The organism is Psychrobacter halotolerans (assembly GCF_039680845.1).
Classification (GTDB): Bacteria; Pseudomonadota; Gammaproteobacteria; order Pseudomonadales; family Moraxellaceae; genus Psychrobacter.
This window is the reverse complement of record NZ_JBDKWD010000006.1, coordinates 139,907-156,828: the sequence shown is the minus strand read 5'-3', so window position 1 is coordinate 156,828 and position 16,922 is coordinate 139,907. Positions and strand designations below refer to the sequence as shown.

Annotated in this window: 16 protein-coding genes and 1 pseudogene; 6 read left to right on the top strand and 11 right to left on the bottom strand. The window is 45.0% G+C overall.

Annotated features, from left to right (window positions below; all coding sequences use genetic code 11):
• The first annotated feature begins 26 nt into the window (after positions 1 to 26).
• Together AAJP47_RS11870 and AAJP47_RS11865 are read left to right on the top strand one after the other, a co-directional pair.
• On the top strand, positions 27 to 530 hold the full coding sequence (locus AAJP47_RS11870) for a flavin reductase (RefSeq protein WP_346718127.1): 504 nt from the start codon (positions 27 to 29) through the stop codon (positions 528 to 530).
• Positions 531 to 630: 100 nt separating this feature from the next.
• On the top strand, positions 631 to 1,437 hold the full coding sequence (locus AAJP47_RS11865; protein ID WP_346718126.1) for a sulfite exporter TauE/SafE family protein: 807 nt from the start codon (positions 631 to 633) through the stop codon (positions 1,435 to 1,437).
• A 400-nt stretch (positions 1,438 to 1,837) separates the two neighbouring features.
• Here AAJP47_RS11865 and AAJP47_RS11860 read toward each other — a convergent pair whose 3' ends face one another.
• The 9 genes and pseudogenes from AAJP47_RS11860 to hisF all read right to left on the bottom strand — a co-directional run bounded on the left by AAJP47_RS11860 (position 1,838) and on the right by hisF (position 11,458).
• Positions 1,838 to 2,182, bottom strand: coding sequence for a hypothetical protein (locus AAJP47_RS11860; protein WP_346718125.1), 345 nt, complete (start codon positions 2,180 to 2,182; stop codon positions 1,838 to 1,840).
• A gap of 144 nt (positions 2,183 to 2,326) precedes the next feature.
• The gene (truC, locus tag AAJP47_RS11855; protein ID WP_346718124.1) at positions 2,327 to 3,115 is read right to left on the bottom strand and encodes a tRNA pseudouridine(65) synthase TruC; all 789 of its coding nucleotides are present in this window, start codon (positions 3,113 to 3,115) and stop codon (positions 2,327 to 2,329) included.
• Between the two features lie 185 nt (positions 3,116 to 3,300).
• Positions 3,301 to 5,145 (bottom strand): glutamine--fructose-6-phosphate transaminase (isomerizing), encoded by a 1,845-nt coding sequence (glmS, locus tag AAJP47_RS11850; RefSeq protein ID WP_346718123.1) that lies wholly within the window; start codon positions 5,143 to 5,145, stop codon positions 3,301 to 3,303.
• 173 nt (positions 5,146 to 5,318) lie between these two features.
• Positions 5,319 to 6,713, bottom strand: a complete 1,395-nt coding sequence (glmU, locus tag AAJP47_RS11845) for a bifunctional UDP-N-acetylglucosamine diphosphorylase/glucosamine-1-phosphate N-acetyltransferase GlmU (RefSeq protein WP_346718122.1) — start codon at positions 6,711 to 6,713, stop codon at positions 5,319 to 5,321.
• Between the two features lie 302 nt (positions 6,714 to 7,015).
• Complete coding sequence (locus tag AAJP47_RS11840) at positions 7,016 to 7,645, bottom strand: phosphatidylglycerophosphatase A family protein (protein ID WP_346718121.1); 630 nt, start codon at positions 7,643 to 7,645, stop codon at positions 7,016 to 7,018.
• Between the two features lie 3 nt (positions 7,646 to 7,648).
• Positions 7,649 to 8,707: a thiamine-phosphate kinase gene (gene thiL, locus AAJP47_RS11835; protein WP_346718120.1), complete on the bottom strand. Its 1,059-nt coding sequence runs from the start codon at positions 8,705 to 8,707 to the stop codon at positions 7,649 to 7,651.
• An 11-nt stretch (positions 8,708 to 8,718) separates the two neighbouring features.
• Positions 8,719 to 9,561: pseudogene (gene nusB, locus AAJP47_RS11830) on the bottom strand (transcription antitermination factor NusB); the annotation flags it as partial.
• A 256-nt stretch (positions 9,562 to 9,817) separates the two neighbouring features.
• Positions 9,818 to 10,339: a 6,7-dimethyl-8-ribityllumazine synthase gene (ribH, locus tag AAJP47_RS11825; RefSeq protein ID WP_346718118.1), complete on the bottom strand. Its 522-nt coding sequence runs from the start codon at positions 10,337 to 10,339 to the stop codon at positions 9,818 to 9,820.
• 336 nt (positions 10,340 to 10,675) lie between these two features.
• Positions 10,676 to 11,458, bottom strand: a complete 783-nt coding sequence (gene hisF / locus AAJP47_RS11820) for an imidazole glycerol phosphate synthase subunit HisF (protein WP_346718117.1) — start codon at positions 11,456 to 11,458, stop codon at positions 10,676 to 10,678.
• Between the two features lie 97 nt (positions 11,459 to 11,555).
• On the opposite strand from hisF, the gene AAJP47_RS11815 reads away from it, so the two are divergent.
• The 4 genes from AAJP47_RS11815 to AAJP47_RS11800 all read left to right on the top strand — a co-directional run bounded on the left by AAJP47_RS11815 (position 11,556) and on the right by AAJP47_RS11800 (position 15,109).
• A complete protein-coding gene (locus AAJP47_RS11815; protein WP_346718116.1) occupies positions 11,556 to 12,419 on the top strand; it encodes a class II glutamine amidotransferase in 864 nt (287 codons plus the stop codon).
• 209 nt (positions 12,420 to 12,628) lie between these two features.
• On the top strand, positions 12,629 to 13,837 hold the full coding sequence (locus AAJP47_RS11810) for a homoserine kinase (protein ID WP_346718115.1): 1,209 nt from the start codon (positions 12,629 to 12,631) through the stop codon (positions 13,835 to 13,837).
• Between the two features lie 48 nt (positions 13,838 to 13,885).
• Entirely contained in the window at positions 13,886 to 14,200 is a 315-nt protein-coding gene (locus tag AAJP47_RS11805; RefSeq protein ID WP_346718114.1) for a hypothetical protein, read from the top strand.
• Complete coding sequence (locus tag AAJP47_RS11800) at positions 14,201 to 15,109, top strand: class II glutamine amidotransferase (protein WP_346718113.1); 909 nt, start codon at positions 14,201 to 14,203, stop codon at positions 15,107 to 15,109.
• Positions 15,110 to 15,529: 420 nt separating this feature from the next.
• On the opposite strand, the gene AAJP47_RS11795 is transcribed toward AAJP47_RS11800, so the two are convergent.
• Positions 15,530 to 16,096 carry a YchJ family protein gene (locus AAJP47_RS11795; protein ID WP_346718112.1) on the bottom strand — a complete coding sequence of 189 codons (567 nt, stop codon included), beginning with the start codon at positions 16,094 to 16,096 and terminating at the stop codon, positions 15,530 to 15,532.
• Positions 16,097 to 16,158: 62 nt separating this feature from the next.
• Positions 16,159 to 16,884: a metal-dependent hydrolase gene (locus AAJP47_RS11790; RefSeq protein WP_346718111.1), complete on the bottom strand. Its 726-nt coding sequence runs from the start codon at positions 16,882 to 16,884 to the stop codon at positions 16,159 to 16,161.
• Between the last annotated feature and the right edge of the window lie 38 nt (positions 16,885 to 16,922).

The window sequence follows — 16,922 nt, the reverse complement described above, 5'->3', positions numbered from 1 at the left end:
CGATAACAAAAATTAGGACATAAACAATGATTGAAGCCAGCGATTTTAGAAATGCTATGGCGCGACTGACCACAGCGGTCAGTGTGATCACTACAAAAGGAGAGTCAGGCGTACACGGTTTTACGGCCTCCGCCGTTTGCAGCGTGAGCGATAATCCGCCAACCTTGCTGGTCTGTATGAATCAGGCAGCACGCTCGCATGGTCATTTTGTTGAAAATAAAGTATTAAGCGTCAATGTATTGGGCGCGCAGCATGAGATGCTATCTAATACTTTTGCTTCTAAATTGTGCTCCAAAGAGCGATTTGAACAAGGCGATTGGCACACATTAGTCACAGGTGCTCCTGTTTTAGCAGATGCGCTGGTCAGTTTTGATTGTGAGATTGAGCACGTTCAGGAAGTGGGCACGCACAGTGTCTTTATGTGCCGTGTGGTTGCGATCAAACATGCTGAGCAACAGGGCGGGCAAGAGGAGAGTTTGGTTTATTTTAATCGAGCGTATCATCAAGTGGGTCAAATCGAAATCGCTTAGGTCAGTGTTTTATACCTTGTCTTATTTAATTATCATTAAACGGTGAAGTGACTATCTTGTGGAACTAATCTTGTGAAAATAGTCTTGTGGAATTAATCTTGTGGAACTAATCATTTTTTTAATAATAGGGGCGGTAGCAGGGTTTGCCGCGGGGCTTTTTGGTGTGGGCGGCGGCACGATCATGGTGCCACTGTTATATATCGTTTTTACTCAAATGGACTACGGGGCTGACACGACCATGCACTTGGCTTTGGGGACGTCACTTGCGACCATTGTGGTAACGTCTATCAGCTCTTTGATGGCACATAATAAAAATGGCGCGGTCATGTGGCCTGTATTCAAAAATCTGGCCCCAGGCATGGCGCTTGGCTGTTTTTTGGGCGCAGGGATTGCAGGATGGCTCTCTGGCACGCACCTTCAAATCATTGTGGGCGCGTTTTTGCTATGGGTTGCCTTTACCATGCTAACGGGCGGCAAAAAGCGCATAGAAGCCAATGCCAATAGGTCGCTTCCTTCAACCCCGAAGCAATTAGGGGCAGGGGCGGCGATAGGTGTGGCTTCTGCCATTTTTGGTATCGGCGGCGGCAGTTTAACGGTGCCTTATCTCAATCGGTATGGTGTGGTCATGCAAAAAGCGGTTGGCACATCTGCCGCATGCGGGTTACCGATTGCCATTGCTGGTGCGCTTGGCTTTATGATTTTTGGGATGAATGAGCAAGTAAACATGCCCAATACGATTGGCTTTGTGCATATTTATGCGTTTTTGGGCATTAGCATCATGAGCTTTTTTACTGCAAAGGTTGGCGCAAAAGCGGCTCATGTATTATCACCGCAAATCCTCAAGAAATGTTTTGCGTGGCTATTGGTTGTTGTGAGCGTTTTCTTTTTGTTTAAAGGGTTGGTTTGAGGATTTGGATTGGTGTGTTTAAAAGATAGAGCTCATAAATAAGAGTGTAGTGCCTAATGCTGCGAGTCATGTATAGTTTAGTAGTCTGGTATAAGTATTTCTATTATATCAGTCTATTATGAGTGGTCTATTAATGGATTTTTGAGGCTTTTTAGCTGGTTCCGTTGGGGTATACCCTAATTAAAACTTCTTATCAATTTTACTAAGTAATTTGATTATTATATTTTGATATTGCCATTATTGTCCATGATAAACAAAAAAAGCTACGATAGAATTGAGCCTCGTAGCTTTTTAGTTGGGTTTATTTTATTTTTGAGTATCGAAAGCTCCGCCTAACCTACGTACTAATTTATATTTAAAAACAATAGTATTTAGTCTTATTTATTGCAAACTAACTTAATCAGGGTCTATGCCCCAATTCTTTTTGAAATTCAAGCCAAGGTTCAAGCTGTCCTTCAACGATACCTTCATAAGTTTCCCAATCATTCTTTAGAAAATCACAAAGTATAGGATGCATCCTATCATTTAGACCTGCCGATAAATCAACCGTTGTTAGGCTTACGTAGTTGTCTGCTAACACCTCTATGTTATAGACTTCACTTTCCCTATGTGCTATTAGGCCTTGGTAAGTACTACAGCTTGCTAAATAATAAGTTTCAACTTTATTCTCACTATAGTTTTTACCTTCATAAACACTATATATGTATATGAAGTCAGTATCATTCTTACTCAATGCTCTAATCATAATTTTAAATTCTACCCATGTGTCAAATTGAACTATGCTTTCAGTTTTTTAGTCATGAAGTTCATATTTAGAACTACTAGTTCGGTGCCTGTATAGGGAACCGAACCTTTAGCAGCGGTATTTTGGCTTTTTTCACTGATTATTTTAGATAAGTTTAGGCTTAGCACTCTCTACCCAAGAAAACGCTTCCAGTATGCGCATCCACTGTGCATCTAATCCAGCTTTTAACACCAATGGCTCACCTGTGACCGGATGGCTAAGCGCTAACGTCTGAGCGTGTAGCAGCATGCGCGTACAGTCATAATGAGTGCGGAAAAAACGCGTGTGCCGTATATCACCGTGGCTGGTATCACCCACAATATGATGAAATACATGTCTCATATGCCGACGCAGCTGATGTTTGCGTCCAGTCTCAGGTGTCAGGCGCACAAGGCTATAGCGGCTGGTGGGATGCTTTTTTGATACCGCAAATGGTAGCTCAATTTGTGCCAAACTTTGCCAGTGGGTCACCGCTTCTTGAGCAGGTTTGTCCAAGTTGGCAAACTTATCGGCAATGGCATCGGGCTTAAAGCTCAAGGCATAATCAACCACTCCTTGCTCTGGCATAAAACCGCGTACCACGGCCAAGTACTGCTTAGTCACCTCGTGTGCAGTAAAGGCTTCGGTTAGGCTGCGTGCCACCGCTGAGCTCTTAGCAAACAGCAACACGCCCGATGTCGGCCTGTCTAACCGATGTACCGGAAACACATGGCAACCGACCGCATCACGGGTGAGCTGCATGGCAAAGCGCGTCTCACCTTTATCCAGCCAACTGCGATGCACCAATAGACCTGCTTCTTTGTTAATTGCCACCAAAAATTCATCTTCATAGATGATATCTATTTGTTTAGCGGTGTCGCTTTCGCCTTCGATTTCCATGTTTTTGGTGCTCATACTGTAGATGCCACCATTGTATAGATTATCAGTATTTTACTACATCGCTGTGCACAAAAAATCCTTCGTCATCTTGTCATATCAGATGGCGAAGGATTTAGTATTGCATCATAAGATGCTGAGTAAAGACTGAGTATGATAAGTCATTAATAAAATAAAATTATATTAAAAATCAATAACTTAGATTACTCGACCGTCACTGATTTTGCCAAATTGCGTGGCTGATCGACATCAGTGCCGCGCATCACAGCGACATGGTAAGACAATAACTGTACGGGTACACTATAAACGATAGGCGCCAAAACTTCGCAGACATCAGGGACATTTACCACATGCATACGCTCTTCTGCCACCATTTGACTGGTTTCGCTGGCAAATACAAATAGCTCACCGTGACGCGCATGTACTTCTTGCATGTTGGCTTTTAACTTATCAAACATGCTGTCCTTAGGTGCCAAAACCACAATTGGCATATCTCTATCGACCAAGGCCAATGGACCATGTTTTAGCTCGCCTGCTGCATAGCCTTCTGCATGAATGTACGAGATTTCTTTGAGTTTTAATGCGCCCTCAAGAGCGATTGGGAATTGCAAACCACGACCTAAAAACAAGCAGCTGCTCTTATCTTCAAAGCTTTCGCTCATCGCCTTGATAGGGGCGTCAAGGTGTAGGCTGGCATACAACTGACCGGGCAATTGCTTTAAATCGCCAATCAAAGTGGCTAAGCGCTCGCCAGTCATACGCTCTTGAACAACGCCTACCTTTAATACCAATAGCATCAATGCGGCAAGTTGAGTGGTAAAGGCTTTGGTCGAGGCTACGCCAATCTCAGGGCCTGCAAGCGTTGGTAAGAAAATATCTGTCTCACGGACAAGTGAAGAGGTAGGAACATTACATAATGCCAAGCTCACTAAACCAGCTGGCATCTGCTTTTGAGTGTCGCGCAGCGCAGATAAGGTATCGGCCGTTTCTCCAGATTGAGAAATACAAATCACTAATGAGTTATCGACCACGACGGGATTGCGATAACGGAACTCGCTTGCCACTTCCACCGAGCAGGGCACTCGTATGAGACTTTCAAACCAATATTTTGCGACCAAACCTGCATGGTAGCTGGTACCGCAAGCAATGATCTGTACATTACGAATGCCAGACAGCTGAGACTCATGGCGCTGTAAGAAGTCGGTGCGAAGATTGGTCTTTTCGCCATTATCGATACCCATCTCAATCGTACGGGCGACGGCGTCTGGCTGCTCATAGATTTCTTTGAGCATATAATGTTTAAACTCGCCTTTATCAGCATTGTGCTGTGTGGCATCGATTTCATGTATTTGACGCTTTACTTCTACGCCATCTGCGTAAATTTGAATGCTTTTGCGCGTCAGCTTGGCAATGTCGCCTTCTTCTAGATACACAAAGCGGTTGGTGACAGGTAATAGCGCCAGTTGATCTGAAGCAATAAAATTCTCACCAATGCCCACACCAATCACAAGCGGCGAACCCAAACGCACGGTCACCAGCTCATCAGGACAATCGATGTGGACAATACCAAGGGCAAAAGCACCATGTAATAGCGGAATGACGTTGCGTACCGCTTCTAGTAAGTCATTTGTCTGCTTATAAAGATCATGAATCAGATGCGCCACAACTTCGGTATCTGTCTGTGAGGTAAACTCATAGCCTTTGGTCACTAGGTCTTGTTTAAGCTCAGCATAGTTTTCAACGATACCATTATGGACGACAGCGATCTTACCTGAAACATGTGGGTGAGCGTTGCGCTGTGCTGGCTCTCCATGAGTCGCCCAGCGCGTATGGGCGATACCTGTATGGCCATCAAAAAATTCTGGATTAATGGCAACGGCATCGACCAGCGCCTGCACTTTACCCACTTGGCGTTCGCGGTGCAGTTCACCATCACGGATCACGGTCAAACCTGCAGAATCATAGCCTCTATACTCTAAGCGTTTGAGACCTTCTAATAAGATATTGGCGATATTACGCTCAGCAACTGCCCCTACAATTCCGCACATAGTTAATCCTTTTGTTAATTTCTGATAGATGGTGCTGACTCAGATAAGTCAATCATATAAGTGAGTATTCAATATCAAAACATTCATGGTTTATAAAAACGAGGAAGCAGCACCACAAAAATTGCCGCACTGCTTAACCTTGCTAAAGCACAATGATTGACTTAGTAACCGTTTCAGTTGTTCTTTGACGAGTCCTTTTTAATCGGTCTTTGATAATCGTCCTTTTGGGTTTGACGAGCGCGGCCAAATACTAAGGCTTTAGCGTCCACGTCTTTAGTAATTACTGAACCTGCCGCGACCGTTGCAGTATCACCAATGGTGACCGGCGCAACCAAACTGGCATTGGAGCCAATGAATGCATTGTTTTTAATAAGGGTTTTTGATTTATTGACGCCATCATAATTGCAGGTAATAACGCCTGCACCCACATTAACGCCTGTGCCAACGGTAGCATCACCAATATAGCTTAAATGGTTTACTTTGCTACCTTGACCAATAATTGATTTTTTAATCTCAACGAAATTGCCGATTCTACTGTTATCAGACAATACCGTTTCAGGACGCAAATGCGCAAAAGGACCAATATCGACACCAGCACCCACTTCGGCACTATCAATCACACAATAAGGTTTGAGATGACAAGCATTGCCAATGTGGGCATTTTTGATAATACAGCCCGCTTCAATATAAACATTATCTCCCAGCGTACAGTCACCCTCGAATACCACACCGACATCGACAAAAACATCTTGCCCAGCAGTCAAGCTGCCGCGAATATCTACGCGCGTCGGGTCTGCAAACTGGACGCCGGCTTCTTGCAAATCAGCAACCAGCTTGCCTTGCCATGTGCGCTCTAGACTGGCAAGCTGTTGACGGTTATTGACGCCTTCAATCTCAAAAGTGTGCTCAGGTTCAATAGCAGCAATCGTGATACCATCGGCGACGGCCATTTTGACAATATCGGTCAGATAATATTCTTGCTGGGCGTTGTCATTAGACAGCTTGGGTAGATATTTATGCAGTAGAGCATTGTCAACGCAATAGATACCACTGTTGATCTCTTTAATATTTTGCTCATCAATATCCGCGTCTTTTTGTTCAACGATAGCAGTGATATTACCTGCATCGTCACGCTTGATACGACCGAGTCCAACTGGATTATCAACGGTCAATGTCAGCATCGACATACCATCGGTATTCGCTGTTTTTAAGGCCGTTAATGTTTGGCAGCTTACCAAGGGTACATCGCCATACAGAATAAGGCTTTGACCTTCTGTTGGTAAGTCAGACAAAGTAACTTTGACCGCGTGACCAGTACCGAGCTGTTCGGTTTGTGCAACCCAAGTGATGGAAGACTGGGCATACTGATGGGTGATTTCTGACTTTACTTGCTCACCACCAAAACCATGAACAATAATAGTTTCATAAACCGTAAGCTTATGACAGGTATCCAACACATGACCCAATAATGACTTACCAGCCAGCGTTTGCAGCACTTTTGGCTTGGCTGATTGCATACGTGTGCCTTTACCAGCCGCTAAAATAATGACAGAGAGAGGAGATTGCATAATGACTCTTATAAGTGTATCAAGTATGAATGTAACAAAATATAATATTCGATTATAGCGCAAATGTTCGCTCATAATAATTTTATGGCGTTCAAGCTTTGTAACTTAGTGTGGTCAAATGCTATAGCATATTGCTACTTGCTACGCTAAAACTCGCGAAACCATCCCCAATAAATGTAGGACGATTTAGCTCGAATCTTTACCACGTCCCGCGTGGATCATTACCATGCGAATATTGACAAGCAGTCAAATAAACCCTGTCTTGTCACTGCACAGCACCTTTTTTCTTCAATAACAGTAGGTCACTGAGGAAGTAACAAGGGTAGGCTATCAGGAACAAATATCATCACACTGATAAAAATAACCAGCCAAATAGCGGCTGCCATGATACCTGCAATAATGTCATCTAACATCACGCCAAGGCCACCAGCCACTTTTTTATCCGCCCAGCCAATCGGCGGCGGTTTTAAGATATCAAACACGCGAAACAGGATAAACGCTGTCGGTAGCCAACCCCAAAACATCGGCTGTAACAGCATCGATAAGGGGTTATCGAGTGGCGGGAATACATAAGAAAAAATATAAGATAAGGGTAATAAGGTAATCCACATTCCGGCCCATTCATCCCACACAATGTGCGGATCATCGTGTACCTGCATCAACTCAGATGTACGACCGCAGATCCAAATACCAACCAAACAAGATAAAATGGTCAGCACCAAAAAAGGAACAAACCCCAAGCTCATGAGCGGCGCGCCCACAATCAAACCACCAACCGTGCCCCAAGTACCGGGCGCACGGCGGGGTAGACCGCTGCCTAACCCGATACCAAGCCAGTAAAGCAAACGGTCAAGCACACTGGCGTTGGCGGGCAAAGGAGGGCAATCATTGGCTTTACGTATATCGGGTTTAGTGAGGTCGTGATCGGTCATAGGTTAGCCTGTGAAATGTTGGTAACCAGTAAGCGTGGGCCATGTGGAAAACGGGGTAGGGTGAGTGGGTGTGACCAGTTGGCCTTGATAATAAAGTGCAGGACGTAAATGCATAACGTCATTCTTGGAGTTGTCTAAGTTGTCTAAGTGATCTAGGTTGTCTACGCTATCTGTTATCGCAATGACATCACCGATATAAGTAACAGGGACGTTGCTGGTAGGCGGCGTAATATGAGCAGGTAAGGTAAATGCCAATTCGTAATCATCGCCGCCTGCCAACTGGCATAGTAAGCGCTCATTCAAATCAACGACTGATAAAGGCGTACTACTCGGTAGCTGCTCTAGGTTTAAACGCATGCTTACCGCGCTTTGTTGACAGATGTGTCCAAGATCTTGATACAGGCCATCAGAGATATCAATCATGGCTGTGGCACCGATTGTTGCTAAAGTAGCTCCCAATGCAATGCGCGGCGTCGGCATATGCAAACGATGCGCCAGCGCTATGCCTTCTTCGTTATCAGGGTGTTGCAAGGCATAATTGGCATCGCCAAGGGTGCCGGACACATAAACTTTGTCGCCGACTTGCGCGCCTGAGCGGTAGATGGCTCGCGTATCCGCGTCTAAAAACCCCTGCGCACTCACGCTCAGTACCAAATGATCGCTGCGCGTGGTATCACCGCCGATTAAAGTTACACCGAATAGCTGGCAGGCATGAAACAAGCCTTTGGCAAACTCGCTGAGCCATTCGCTTGTTGCCAGACGTTTAGGCAAGGCCAGTGCAAGTAAAATACTGTGCGGCGAGGCACCCATGGCAGCAATGTCTGAAACATTCACTGCCACCGCTTTATAACCGATAGCAAAGGCCAGTGTATTGATTTCATCCCAGTCAGCGCTAAAGTGGCGGCCTTGAACGAGGGTATCAATGCAGCTGACCAAACGCGCACCTGCGGGCAATGCTATCACAGCCGCATCATCACCAATGCCTTTTTCGACATCGCTTGATAGCGTCGTCGCCGCTTGCATTTGGGAAAATATACGCTCGATCAGCTCAAATTCGTTCATGATTAGTCTTGGTTTTTGGCGTCAGCGTCTTTTTTACTCGCCTTAAACTCACTGATATTGGCACTGGCTTTGCTAGCGCTATTGCGCTTGACGCTGGCATTATTGGCACTGATACGCGGCTTATTTGATGCCGTTGGTGCGTTATCGCTATCAGCCTCAATATCGGTATCAGATTTGCTTACTACGTCATCGACCGACGTGGTCTCGGGCTGTTTGGCAGGCACTTTTTGTGACGTACGTAGATTGGCCTTGGTGTCTGCTTCGATTTCAATCACGCGCAGCTCTACCGCCATTTTATCGAGTACGGCGTTAATCAATTTGTGCGCATCCGTCGCGCCAAAATGATTGTTGAGTTTCATTGCTTCATCAAGCACAACTTTGTATGGAATCTCAAAGCGGTTTTGTAACTCATAAGCACCAATCAGCAAAATCGCATGTTCAACCGTGTCCAGTTTATCGATGTCACGATCAAGATGCTGGCTGATGAGTGCGTCCAGCGCTTCAATCTGATCTGGGATATCGCGCATCATTTCATGATAGTAGCCGATATGTACGGTGTGCATGGCATTGGTCGCACGGGTACGAGCAGCGATATCATGCGGGGCATTGGCCTTCCAGCCAAGCTTACCATCGATATCGAAGCGGCGATCGGTGACGAGCCATTCGTATAGGCCTTGCAGGGCAAAGCGACGCGCCTTACGGATAGCCGTATGACTGGTCTTATAAGAAGACTCACTCATATCAAAGGTTTGATCACCCGCACTGCTGCTGGCTATACGGGTAGCTTCAGCTTGTGGATCGTTGGCTTGTGCGGTTTTCGCAGCGCTAATCGCGCGCTTGAGTTGGTCAGTCATAGGGGGTCTGTACCTAAATTTTTGAGATAATACCCAGTCAAAGCATCAATCAGTAAAGGGTCTATTCAAATGTGTTGAGACAAAATACTGTCAGAACACATATGTATTTGCTTTGCTTATTCAAGTCTTCAATGAGTATAGAAATACGGCGAAAAGTTAAAAAATAGCCAATCTTTTGATAGCTGGCTAGAGCTATTAGGTACTGTTACTCAGTGATAGCAGCACCCATAAAACCAGTAAATGCTAGTCTTAGAAATTAAACAGCATCGCTATCGTCATCGATGTCTAGCTGTGACAATACGGCAATCATTTCTAGCACGACCATCGCCGCTTCTGAGCCTTTATTGCCTGCTTTCGTGCCAGAGCGCTCAATGGCTTGCTCGATGCTGTCGGTCGTCAATACGCCGTTTGCGACTGGGATATTATAATCAATTGCCACACTGCTTAAGCCTTTAGCCGACTCGCTTGCGACAAAATCAAAATGCGGCGTGCTACCACGGATAATAGCGCCTAGCGCAATGATGGCATCAAAACGATCAGATTCAGCGGCACGCTGGGCAACCAATGGCAACTCAAACGCGCCCGGTACACGGATGACGGTAATATTGCTACCCAACACGCCGTGACGTAGTAGCGCGTCAATAGCACCATCTACCAATGACTCAACGACAAAACCGTTAAAACGACCGACCACGATACCAATACGGGCATCAGCGTTTTGATGCAAATTACCATCGATATGGGTCACGTCATTGCGTTGCTGTTGTAAATTTGACATAAAAAATCCTTTGCTGATTGGCTTTCAATAGAAGTATAGGAATAAGTGAGTGGCGAAATATAGTGATAGGTTCAAATAACTTTTTTGGTCATAAATGAGTCATCAAAAAAACAGGTATAGTCCGTCCTAAATAAAAGGGAACATACACTACGACGCGCTACTGAAATAAATTTTTCTTGCTTGCTTACTGTGTCGTTGCTGACAGAGGCTACAAAAAGTTTACTTCAGTCGCACCACATGTCTTTTATAGCGGATTTGCTATCGTTAAATGAACGAAAATAAATGGTTAGCGCTATGATAACATTTTTTCTAATTTATTGGCATTTTACCAATGTCTTATAAGCGCATCTGTATGCCTTGTGATGCCATATATTTTTTGGCTTCCATAACCGTATATTCCCCAAAGTGAAAAATACTGGCGGCAAGCACGGCATCGACGCCGCCCTCAATCACGCCTTCAGCCAAATGTTGCAGATTACCAACGCCGCCTGAGGCAATAACGGGTACATTAACCTGATTGGTGATTTGCTGCATGAGTGCTAGATCATAGCCTTTTTTGGTGCCATCACCATCCATCGAGGTGACCAATAACTCACCCGCACCCAGCTCTGCCATTTTACGTGCCCAAGCAACGGCATTAATACCAGTTGGCTTGCGGCCGCCATGAGTAAAAATCTCCCAACGCGGCATAACAATGCCATCGACGCTAATATCGTCGACGCGCTTGGCATCGATTGCCACCACGATACATTGATTGCCGAATTTTTGCGCCGCTTCGCCTACAAATTCAGGCGTAAACACTGCCGCTGAATTGATGGCGACCTTATCAGCACCCGCATTCAGTAAGTTTCTGATATCCGCAATTTTGCGTACGCCGCCGCCTACGGTTAAGGGAACAAACACGGTTTCTGCCATGCGCTCAACGGTATGATAAGTGGTATCACGCTCATCATTGGTGGCTGTAATGTCCAAAAAGGTAATCTCATCAGCGCCTTGTTCGTTATAGCGTTTGGCAACTTCAACAGGGTCACCTGCGTCTTTGATATCGACAAATTGAACACCTTTGACCACGCGGCCGTTGTCCACATCAAGACAGGGAATGATACGTTTTGCTAGCATAAAACCGCCTATTAATTCGTACAAGTACACAAAGATAGATTGCATAAAATGCTATGATACGCGTAACTATTTTACAAAACAAATGCAAAGGTTGCTTATGTGTCAACTGCTCGCCATGAACAGCAAAAATCCTGCTGACATTGGTTTTTCTTTTGCTGGTTTTCGAGCTCGTGGTGGACTGACGGACGATCACATCGATGGCTTTGGAATCGCCTACTTTGAGCCGACAGGATTGCGTCTTTATTATGACAATCGTGCGGCGATGGACTCTCCGCTTGCCGAATTGGTCAGTCAAACTCGTGTGAAAGCGGCCAATACGATTGTCCATATTCGTAAGTCAGATGACCAATTATTAAGTAATGCCCATCCCTTTACCCGCGAGATTTGGGGTGAAGCTTGGGTGTTTTCTCACAATGGCAAAATGACCATTAAAGACATCCCCGATAGCGACCCTATCAAACAAGAGATATCCAAGCAAGGTACGTCGCGTCACTATTGCCCAGTAGGTGATACCGATTCAGAATTTGCGTTTTGCTACTTACTCAATCAGCTCAAAGACCGTTTTGACGATAAGCCCGATGTGCAAACACTGTATGAGTTTTTAACGGAGCAGTGCCGATTTTTAGCGAATTATGGCTTGTTTAATTGTCTGCTGTCCAATGGCGAGTGGATGCTTGCCTATGCCGATACCTTATTGTTTTATGTTACCCGTCAAGCACCATTTGGTTCAGCGGCTCTCATTGATGTTGATGTGACGATGGATTTTGAAATGGTCAATGAGGCAAGTGATGTCATGACAATCCTTGCTACCACACCGCTTACCAGTGATGAGGACTGGCAACAGCTTGCCGTCGATGAATGCATCATTTTTGCAGATGGCGATAGGGTTTATCAAAATGTTCCAAAAACGCCTGTTTATTTGTCGATTGAGAAGGGCTTAGAAATTGCAAAGAATGCTTAATCCATTTTAGATAACTATCGATTGCATGAAGGACATGCCCTAAACTATAGAGAGTAGGTATCGTCAAAGCATCATACCGAAATTTAAAATTTGCTTATGAGCGACATAATGGTCACTATTATTACTTGCCGCCACATTTATTATTGCCCAAATTGAATGTATTATTTCAGCTTCTACTTTTACCATTTAACGATCACAAGTGAGATGTCATGTCCGTCTATACCCAGTTAACCGATGACCAATTTGCCGCCTTTTGCCAAAGCTTTGGCGTGTCGTTTGCGCGAGCTACCCCGATTACGCAAGGCATCAAAAATTCTAACTGGTTTATTGAGACGACTGATGACGTAGCGGGTGCGCCCTCTTACGTGTTTACTTTATTTGAAGAGCGTCCGCCCGCTGATATCGAAAAAATGGCGGTTATCCTCAATCAGTTAGATGGCAAACTGCCTGTCGCTGCACCACTGACGGTGAGCGCGCCGGATACTTTTAAAGCGGATATGGCTAAAGCTGATGCTACTAAAGATGGCAGTGATAAACGTTATGTGATTCACTACGAAAACAAAGCGATTACGCTTGTCCCTTGCTTGGCAGGTACGCATCCAGAGCAAACCACGCAAGCGATGTGTCATGAGATTGGCGCAGCTCTCGCGATGCTGCATGAGACCTTGCAAGCGCTGCAACCGAGCGAGCAATATGGCGTACCGTTGTATCCATGGAGCGAGGTGCGCGACCGTGAAAGCCAATTTATGCCAAGCGATGAGGCAAAATTGATGAGCGACATTTGGCGCGCTTATGCCGATTTACCGCTTGCAAGCTTGCCAAAAGGTCTATGTCATTTAGATATGTTTGCCGACAATACGCTTTGGCATCTGCAAAAAGGCGAAGCCCATCTCACAGGGCTACTGGACTTTACCGAGGTCAGCGTCGAGCATTACGTGATGGATATTGCGATTACGATTAATGATTTTTGTACCACGTGGGGCGATGCTGAGCAGGGCGAGTCGGTGAATTTTGATCGTAGTAAAATGGCTGCTTTCCTGCAAGGATACGAGTCCAAACGTCCGCTGGGTGATGATGAAAAGCGTGCCTTACCAGTGATGCTTGCCAAAGCCGCAGTGATATTTTGGTTATTACGTCTAAATGTGATTCACTATAACCGTACCGAGGGACGTACGGGTGATAACATTATGGTCAAAAACCCAGATTTGATGAAACGTCTGTCTGCTTATCATTGGTCGCACGTCGAAAAAGCACAAAATACGGTTTTTGTATTATTAAACACCTCTGCGGATACCGAGAAAAATAGTCAAATAGTAGGCATTTTTAGTAGTGTTACTCAAGCTGAGCTCGCACGAGATAACTTAAGCAATCGTAGTCATTTATCTATTAAAGCGTGTAAGCTTGATCAATTATTGTAGTCATTGCTTATTCCTCTATTTCTGTATTAAAACTATGAAGGCAACCCCATGACCGATCAAATTGATAACTGGCAAAAACTGGCGCGCTACGATACCAATATGCAAGGCGAGCTGCATGCCAATCTGCTGCGTAATAATGGCATCACGGTGTCCTTACAACCACTGAGTGTGATGCCGGGTATGAATTCAGGCATTGTACTCTGGGTTCAAGATACCGAGCTGGCACAAGCCCAGCGTATCCTAAACAGTATCGATACAGAAGGGGCAACAGCGTCCGACGAGATGTTTGATGAGTCGGCAGACGTTACTCTCAACGCGACTCTCAATCCTGCAAAAGCCAACGATAACGGCGGTACTTTATAAATGTGTCAACTCTTAGGAATGAACTGTAATACACCAACCGATATTGGCTTTAGCTTTGCAGGTTTTCGCAAGCGCGGCGGCATGACCGACAGTCATGAAGACGGCTTTGGTATTGCGTTTTTTGAGCGCGGCGAATGCGCCAATACGGATGACACAGCAAATGCGTCGACGGGACTGCGCTTGTTTCATGACAATCGTCCCAGTCATCTGTCACCTGTGGCAGATTTGGTTAATAACTATCCTATCAAAGCCATGAATGTCATCGCGCACATTCGTAAAGCGACCCAAGGACAGAATTGCTTGGCAAATACCCATCCGTTCGTCCGTGAAGTTTGGGGCGAGCAGTGGGTGTTTGCTCATAACGGGCAGATGAATAGTGAGTTTATTAAACGCTGCCAGCGCTTGCAGGACAACGGCAATGCCTCGCATTGTCAGCCCGTGGGTAATACCGATTCTGAAATGGCGTTTTGTTATCTCGTCAATCGTCTCAAAAGCAGCTTTAAAACCCGTCCTGATGACCAAACCTTGTTTAACTTTTTGACCACGCAATGTCGTTATTTATCCGCAAATGGTTTGTTTAATTGTTTGATATCAAATGGTAAATGGCAGCTAGCGTATGCTGGTAGCTTGTTGTTTTATCTCACGCGCCAAGCACCATTTGGCGAGGCAAAATTGGCGGATGATGATTTGGCGATTAACTTTGGCGATGTCACGACCGATAAAGACAAAGTGACGATTCTGGTGACCGTACCACTCACCGAAAATGAAAAATGGCAGCAGCTAGCGGTCAATGAATGTCTGATATTTAAAGATGGCGACGTGATTTATAAAGACAGCCCAAGTCAGCGCAAGTTTTTGACGATTGACGAAGGCCGCGCGATTGCACGAGCGGTTGGGGCGAGTGTTTAGTTTAAACATTTCTTGCGGGTTTATCGTTTTACAATGAGCCAAGCGCCTAAGAAATAAGAGAGGTTTTTTTTGAAAAATAGTGTCAAATATTTATTAGCATTCACTATTTTAGTCGATATCTGCCTATTTTCTTTTGTAAAAACAGAGTGTGGGACATTTCAGTTTTTTCAAGCGTTTAACTATATACTTACGCAAGTTTTTTGCTTTTTCTTACTTAGCGACATAGAGATTAAAAACGCCTTGGTTAAGATGTTTAGAGTGAATCCAATCACACTCAAAGTAGCCGCAGTATTTATACTGGTAATGAGCTTTTATCTTATCTATCTATCCAGTAGAGGCCTTGTCTTTCAAAACCCAGTGACAGCTTGCTGATGTTGTTAAAAAGATGCGACTCCAAGCAAGTTTAAGTGGCGCAATGGTTTACAAATACTCCCCACAACACCGCTTAAACTTCTCACCCGACCCGCAAATACACGGCTGCTTTTGCGTCACCGTCATTGCGACGGTCGGATCTAAAAAGTACCAATGCGCAGTATTAGTAGCTTTGTCTTTTACCTTTATGAAAGCAGACAATTCATGATGCGCCTGCAATTGGTTAGACGTATCATTGCTGGTATTAAAGTACGCTTTAAACTCAACCTGTGCGTGACGCTTGCCAAGCGTTGGCGTGTGCTGCACGATTTCTAATCCTGCCCAATCCGTCTCTTCTGCCCACGTCTTAATCGCCTTTTCATCCAGCAGTGCTTGCTGCGCGGGCAATGTAGTCTTGACAATGTAGTCTGACTTTACCAAGACAAACGCACTATAGCGCGACCGCATAAGACGTTCAGCAGTCTCCGCGCCTAACTCATCCATATTCTCATGAGAAAGAGCGTCATGATACGGCTGGCAGCACTCTTGATAGGAGAGTGGCGAGTCTACTTTTTCTATTGACGGATTGATCTGGCAAGGGCAGATTTGGGGAGCAGATGGTATAAAAAGCGACATAGCGTACTCTAATTATTCTTATTGATATTAGCAGTGCATGATGTTTTGATCGTCATGCATCATTACGGTCTTTCACGCAGCATATCTTCTATGATATCAGGCAGTATACCGACTTTTAACTGTGCCCACGGTGCTGGATCACGCAGTTGCTGCCAAAATGGATCGAAGGGCGGTGCAAGGTAGATCAATAATCCAAGAATGGTATACAGCAATAGATACCACCATTTGTCTTTAGGTTGATAGAACTTCATCGCCGTACCGGATGAGCGCTTCATTTTCATGTTGGATAAATTGACGCTATACAGCTCATCAAGTGCCAAATGCACCAGCGCTCCGCCAAACAAAAACAAACCATAAAACCAGCTGGCAGTCAGCGAAATCTGCAACACGTAATAGCTTAGACAAGTCAGTCCTAGCCCCAATATTGCCATATAAGGTACGGAATGAATAACACCGCGGTGCACCGTCATATTGGTAAAAATGGAAAAAACGGTATAACGCATAAAGCAGTAGCCTGCCAGCCACAAAGCGATCAGTGCCAGTAAGCTCAAATCATTACGCCAATGCATAATGAGGCCAAAGGCAAACACAAACGAAGTAATGTTAAAACCCAGCTTGATTGGGGTTGAATTATCGGAGTCCAAATCAGGCAACAGCCCGCCGATGGTACCAAGCGCCACGCACATTAAAAATCCCGAATCGTCAACCAACCCTGCTTTATAAACCGTTAAACTTAGCGTACCACTCACCATAAATGCGGTGTTTAAGTGGGTATTAAAATTTGCCATAGACACTCATCAATAAATAGCGCTCAAAAAGACCTTTC

Bases quoted from the DNA above. Each gene is read 5' to 3' on its own strand.
- AAJP47_RS11870 (WP_346718127.1), top strand. From the start codon at position 27: ATGATTGAAGCCAGCGATTTTAGAAATGCTATGGCGCGACTGACCACA.
- AAJP47_RS11860 (WP_346718125.1), bottom strand. From the start codon at position 2,182: ATGATTAGAGCATTGAGTAAGAATGATACTGACTTCATATACATATAT.
- truC (WP_346718124.1), bottom strand. From the start codon at position 3,115: ATGAGCACCAAAAACATGGAAATCGAAGGCGAAAGCGACACCGCTAAA.
- glmS (WP_346718123.1), bottom strand. From the start codon at position 5,145: ATGTGCGGAATTGTAGGGGCAGTTGCTGAGCGTAATATCGCCAATATC.
- glmU (WP_346718122.1), bottom strand. From the start codon at position 6,713: ATGCAATCTCCTCTCTCTGTCATTATTTTAGCGGCTGGTAAAGGCACA.
- AAJP47_RS11840 (WP_346718121.1), bottom strand. From the start codon at position 7,645: ATGACCGATCACGACCTCACTAAACCCGATATACGTAAAGCCAATGAT.
- thiL (WP_346718120.1), bottom strand. From the start codon at position 8,707: ATGAACGAATTTGAGCTGATCGAGCGTATATTTTCCCAAATGCAAGCG.
- ribH (WP_346718118.1), bottom strand. From the start codon at position 10,339: ATGTCAAATTTACAACAGCAACGCAATGACGTGACCCATATCGATGGT.
- hisF (WP_346718117.1), bottom strand. From the start codon at position 11,458: ATGCTAGCAAAACGTATCATTCCCTGTCTTGATGTGGACAACGGCCGC.
- AAJP47_RS11815 (WP_346718116.1), top strand. From the start codon at position 11,556: ATGTGTCAACTGCTCGCCATGAACAGCAAAAATCCTGCTGACATTGGT.
- AAJP47_RS11810 (WP_346718115.1), top strand. From the start codon at position 12,629: ATGTCCGTCTATACCCAGTTAACCGATGACCAATTTGCCGCCTTTTGC.
- AAJP47_RS11805 (WP_346718114.1), top strand. From the start codon at position 13,886: ATGACCGATCAAATTGATAACTGGCAAAAACTGGCGCGCTACGATACC.
- AAJP47_RS11800 (WP_346718113.1), top strand. From the start codon at position 14,201: ATGTGTCAACTCTTAGGAATGAACTGTAATACACCAACCGATATTGGC.
- AAJP47_RS11795 (WP_346718112.1), bottom strand. From the start codon at position 16,096: ATGTCGCTTTTTATACCATCTGCTCCCCAAATCTGCCCTTGCCAGATC.
- AAJP47_RS11790 (WP_346718111.1), bottom strand. From the start codon at position 16,884: ATGGCAAATTTTAATACCCACTTAAACACCGCATTTATGGTGAGTGGT.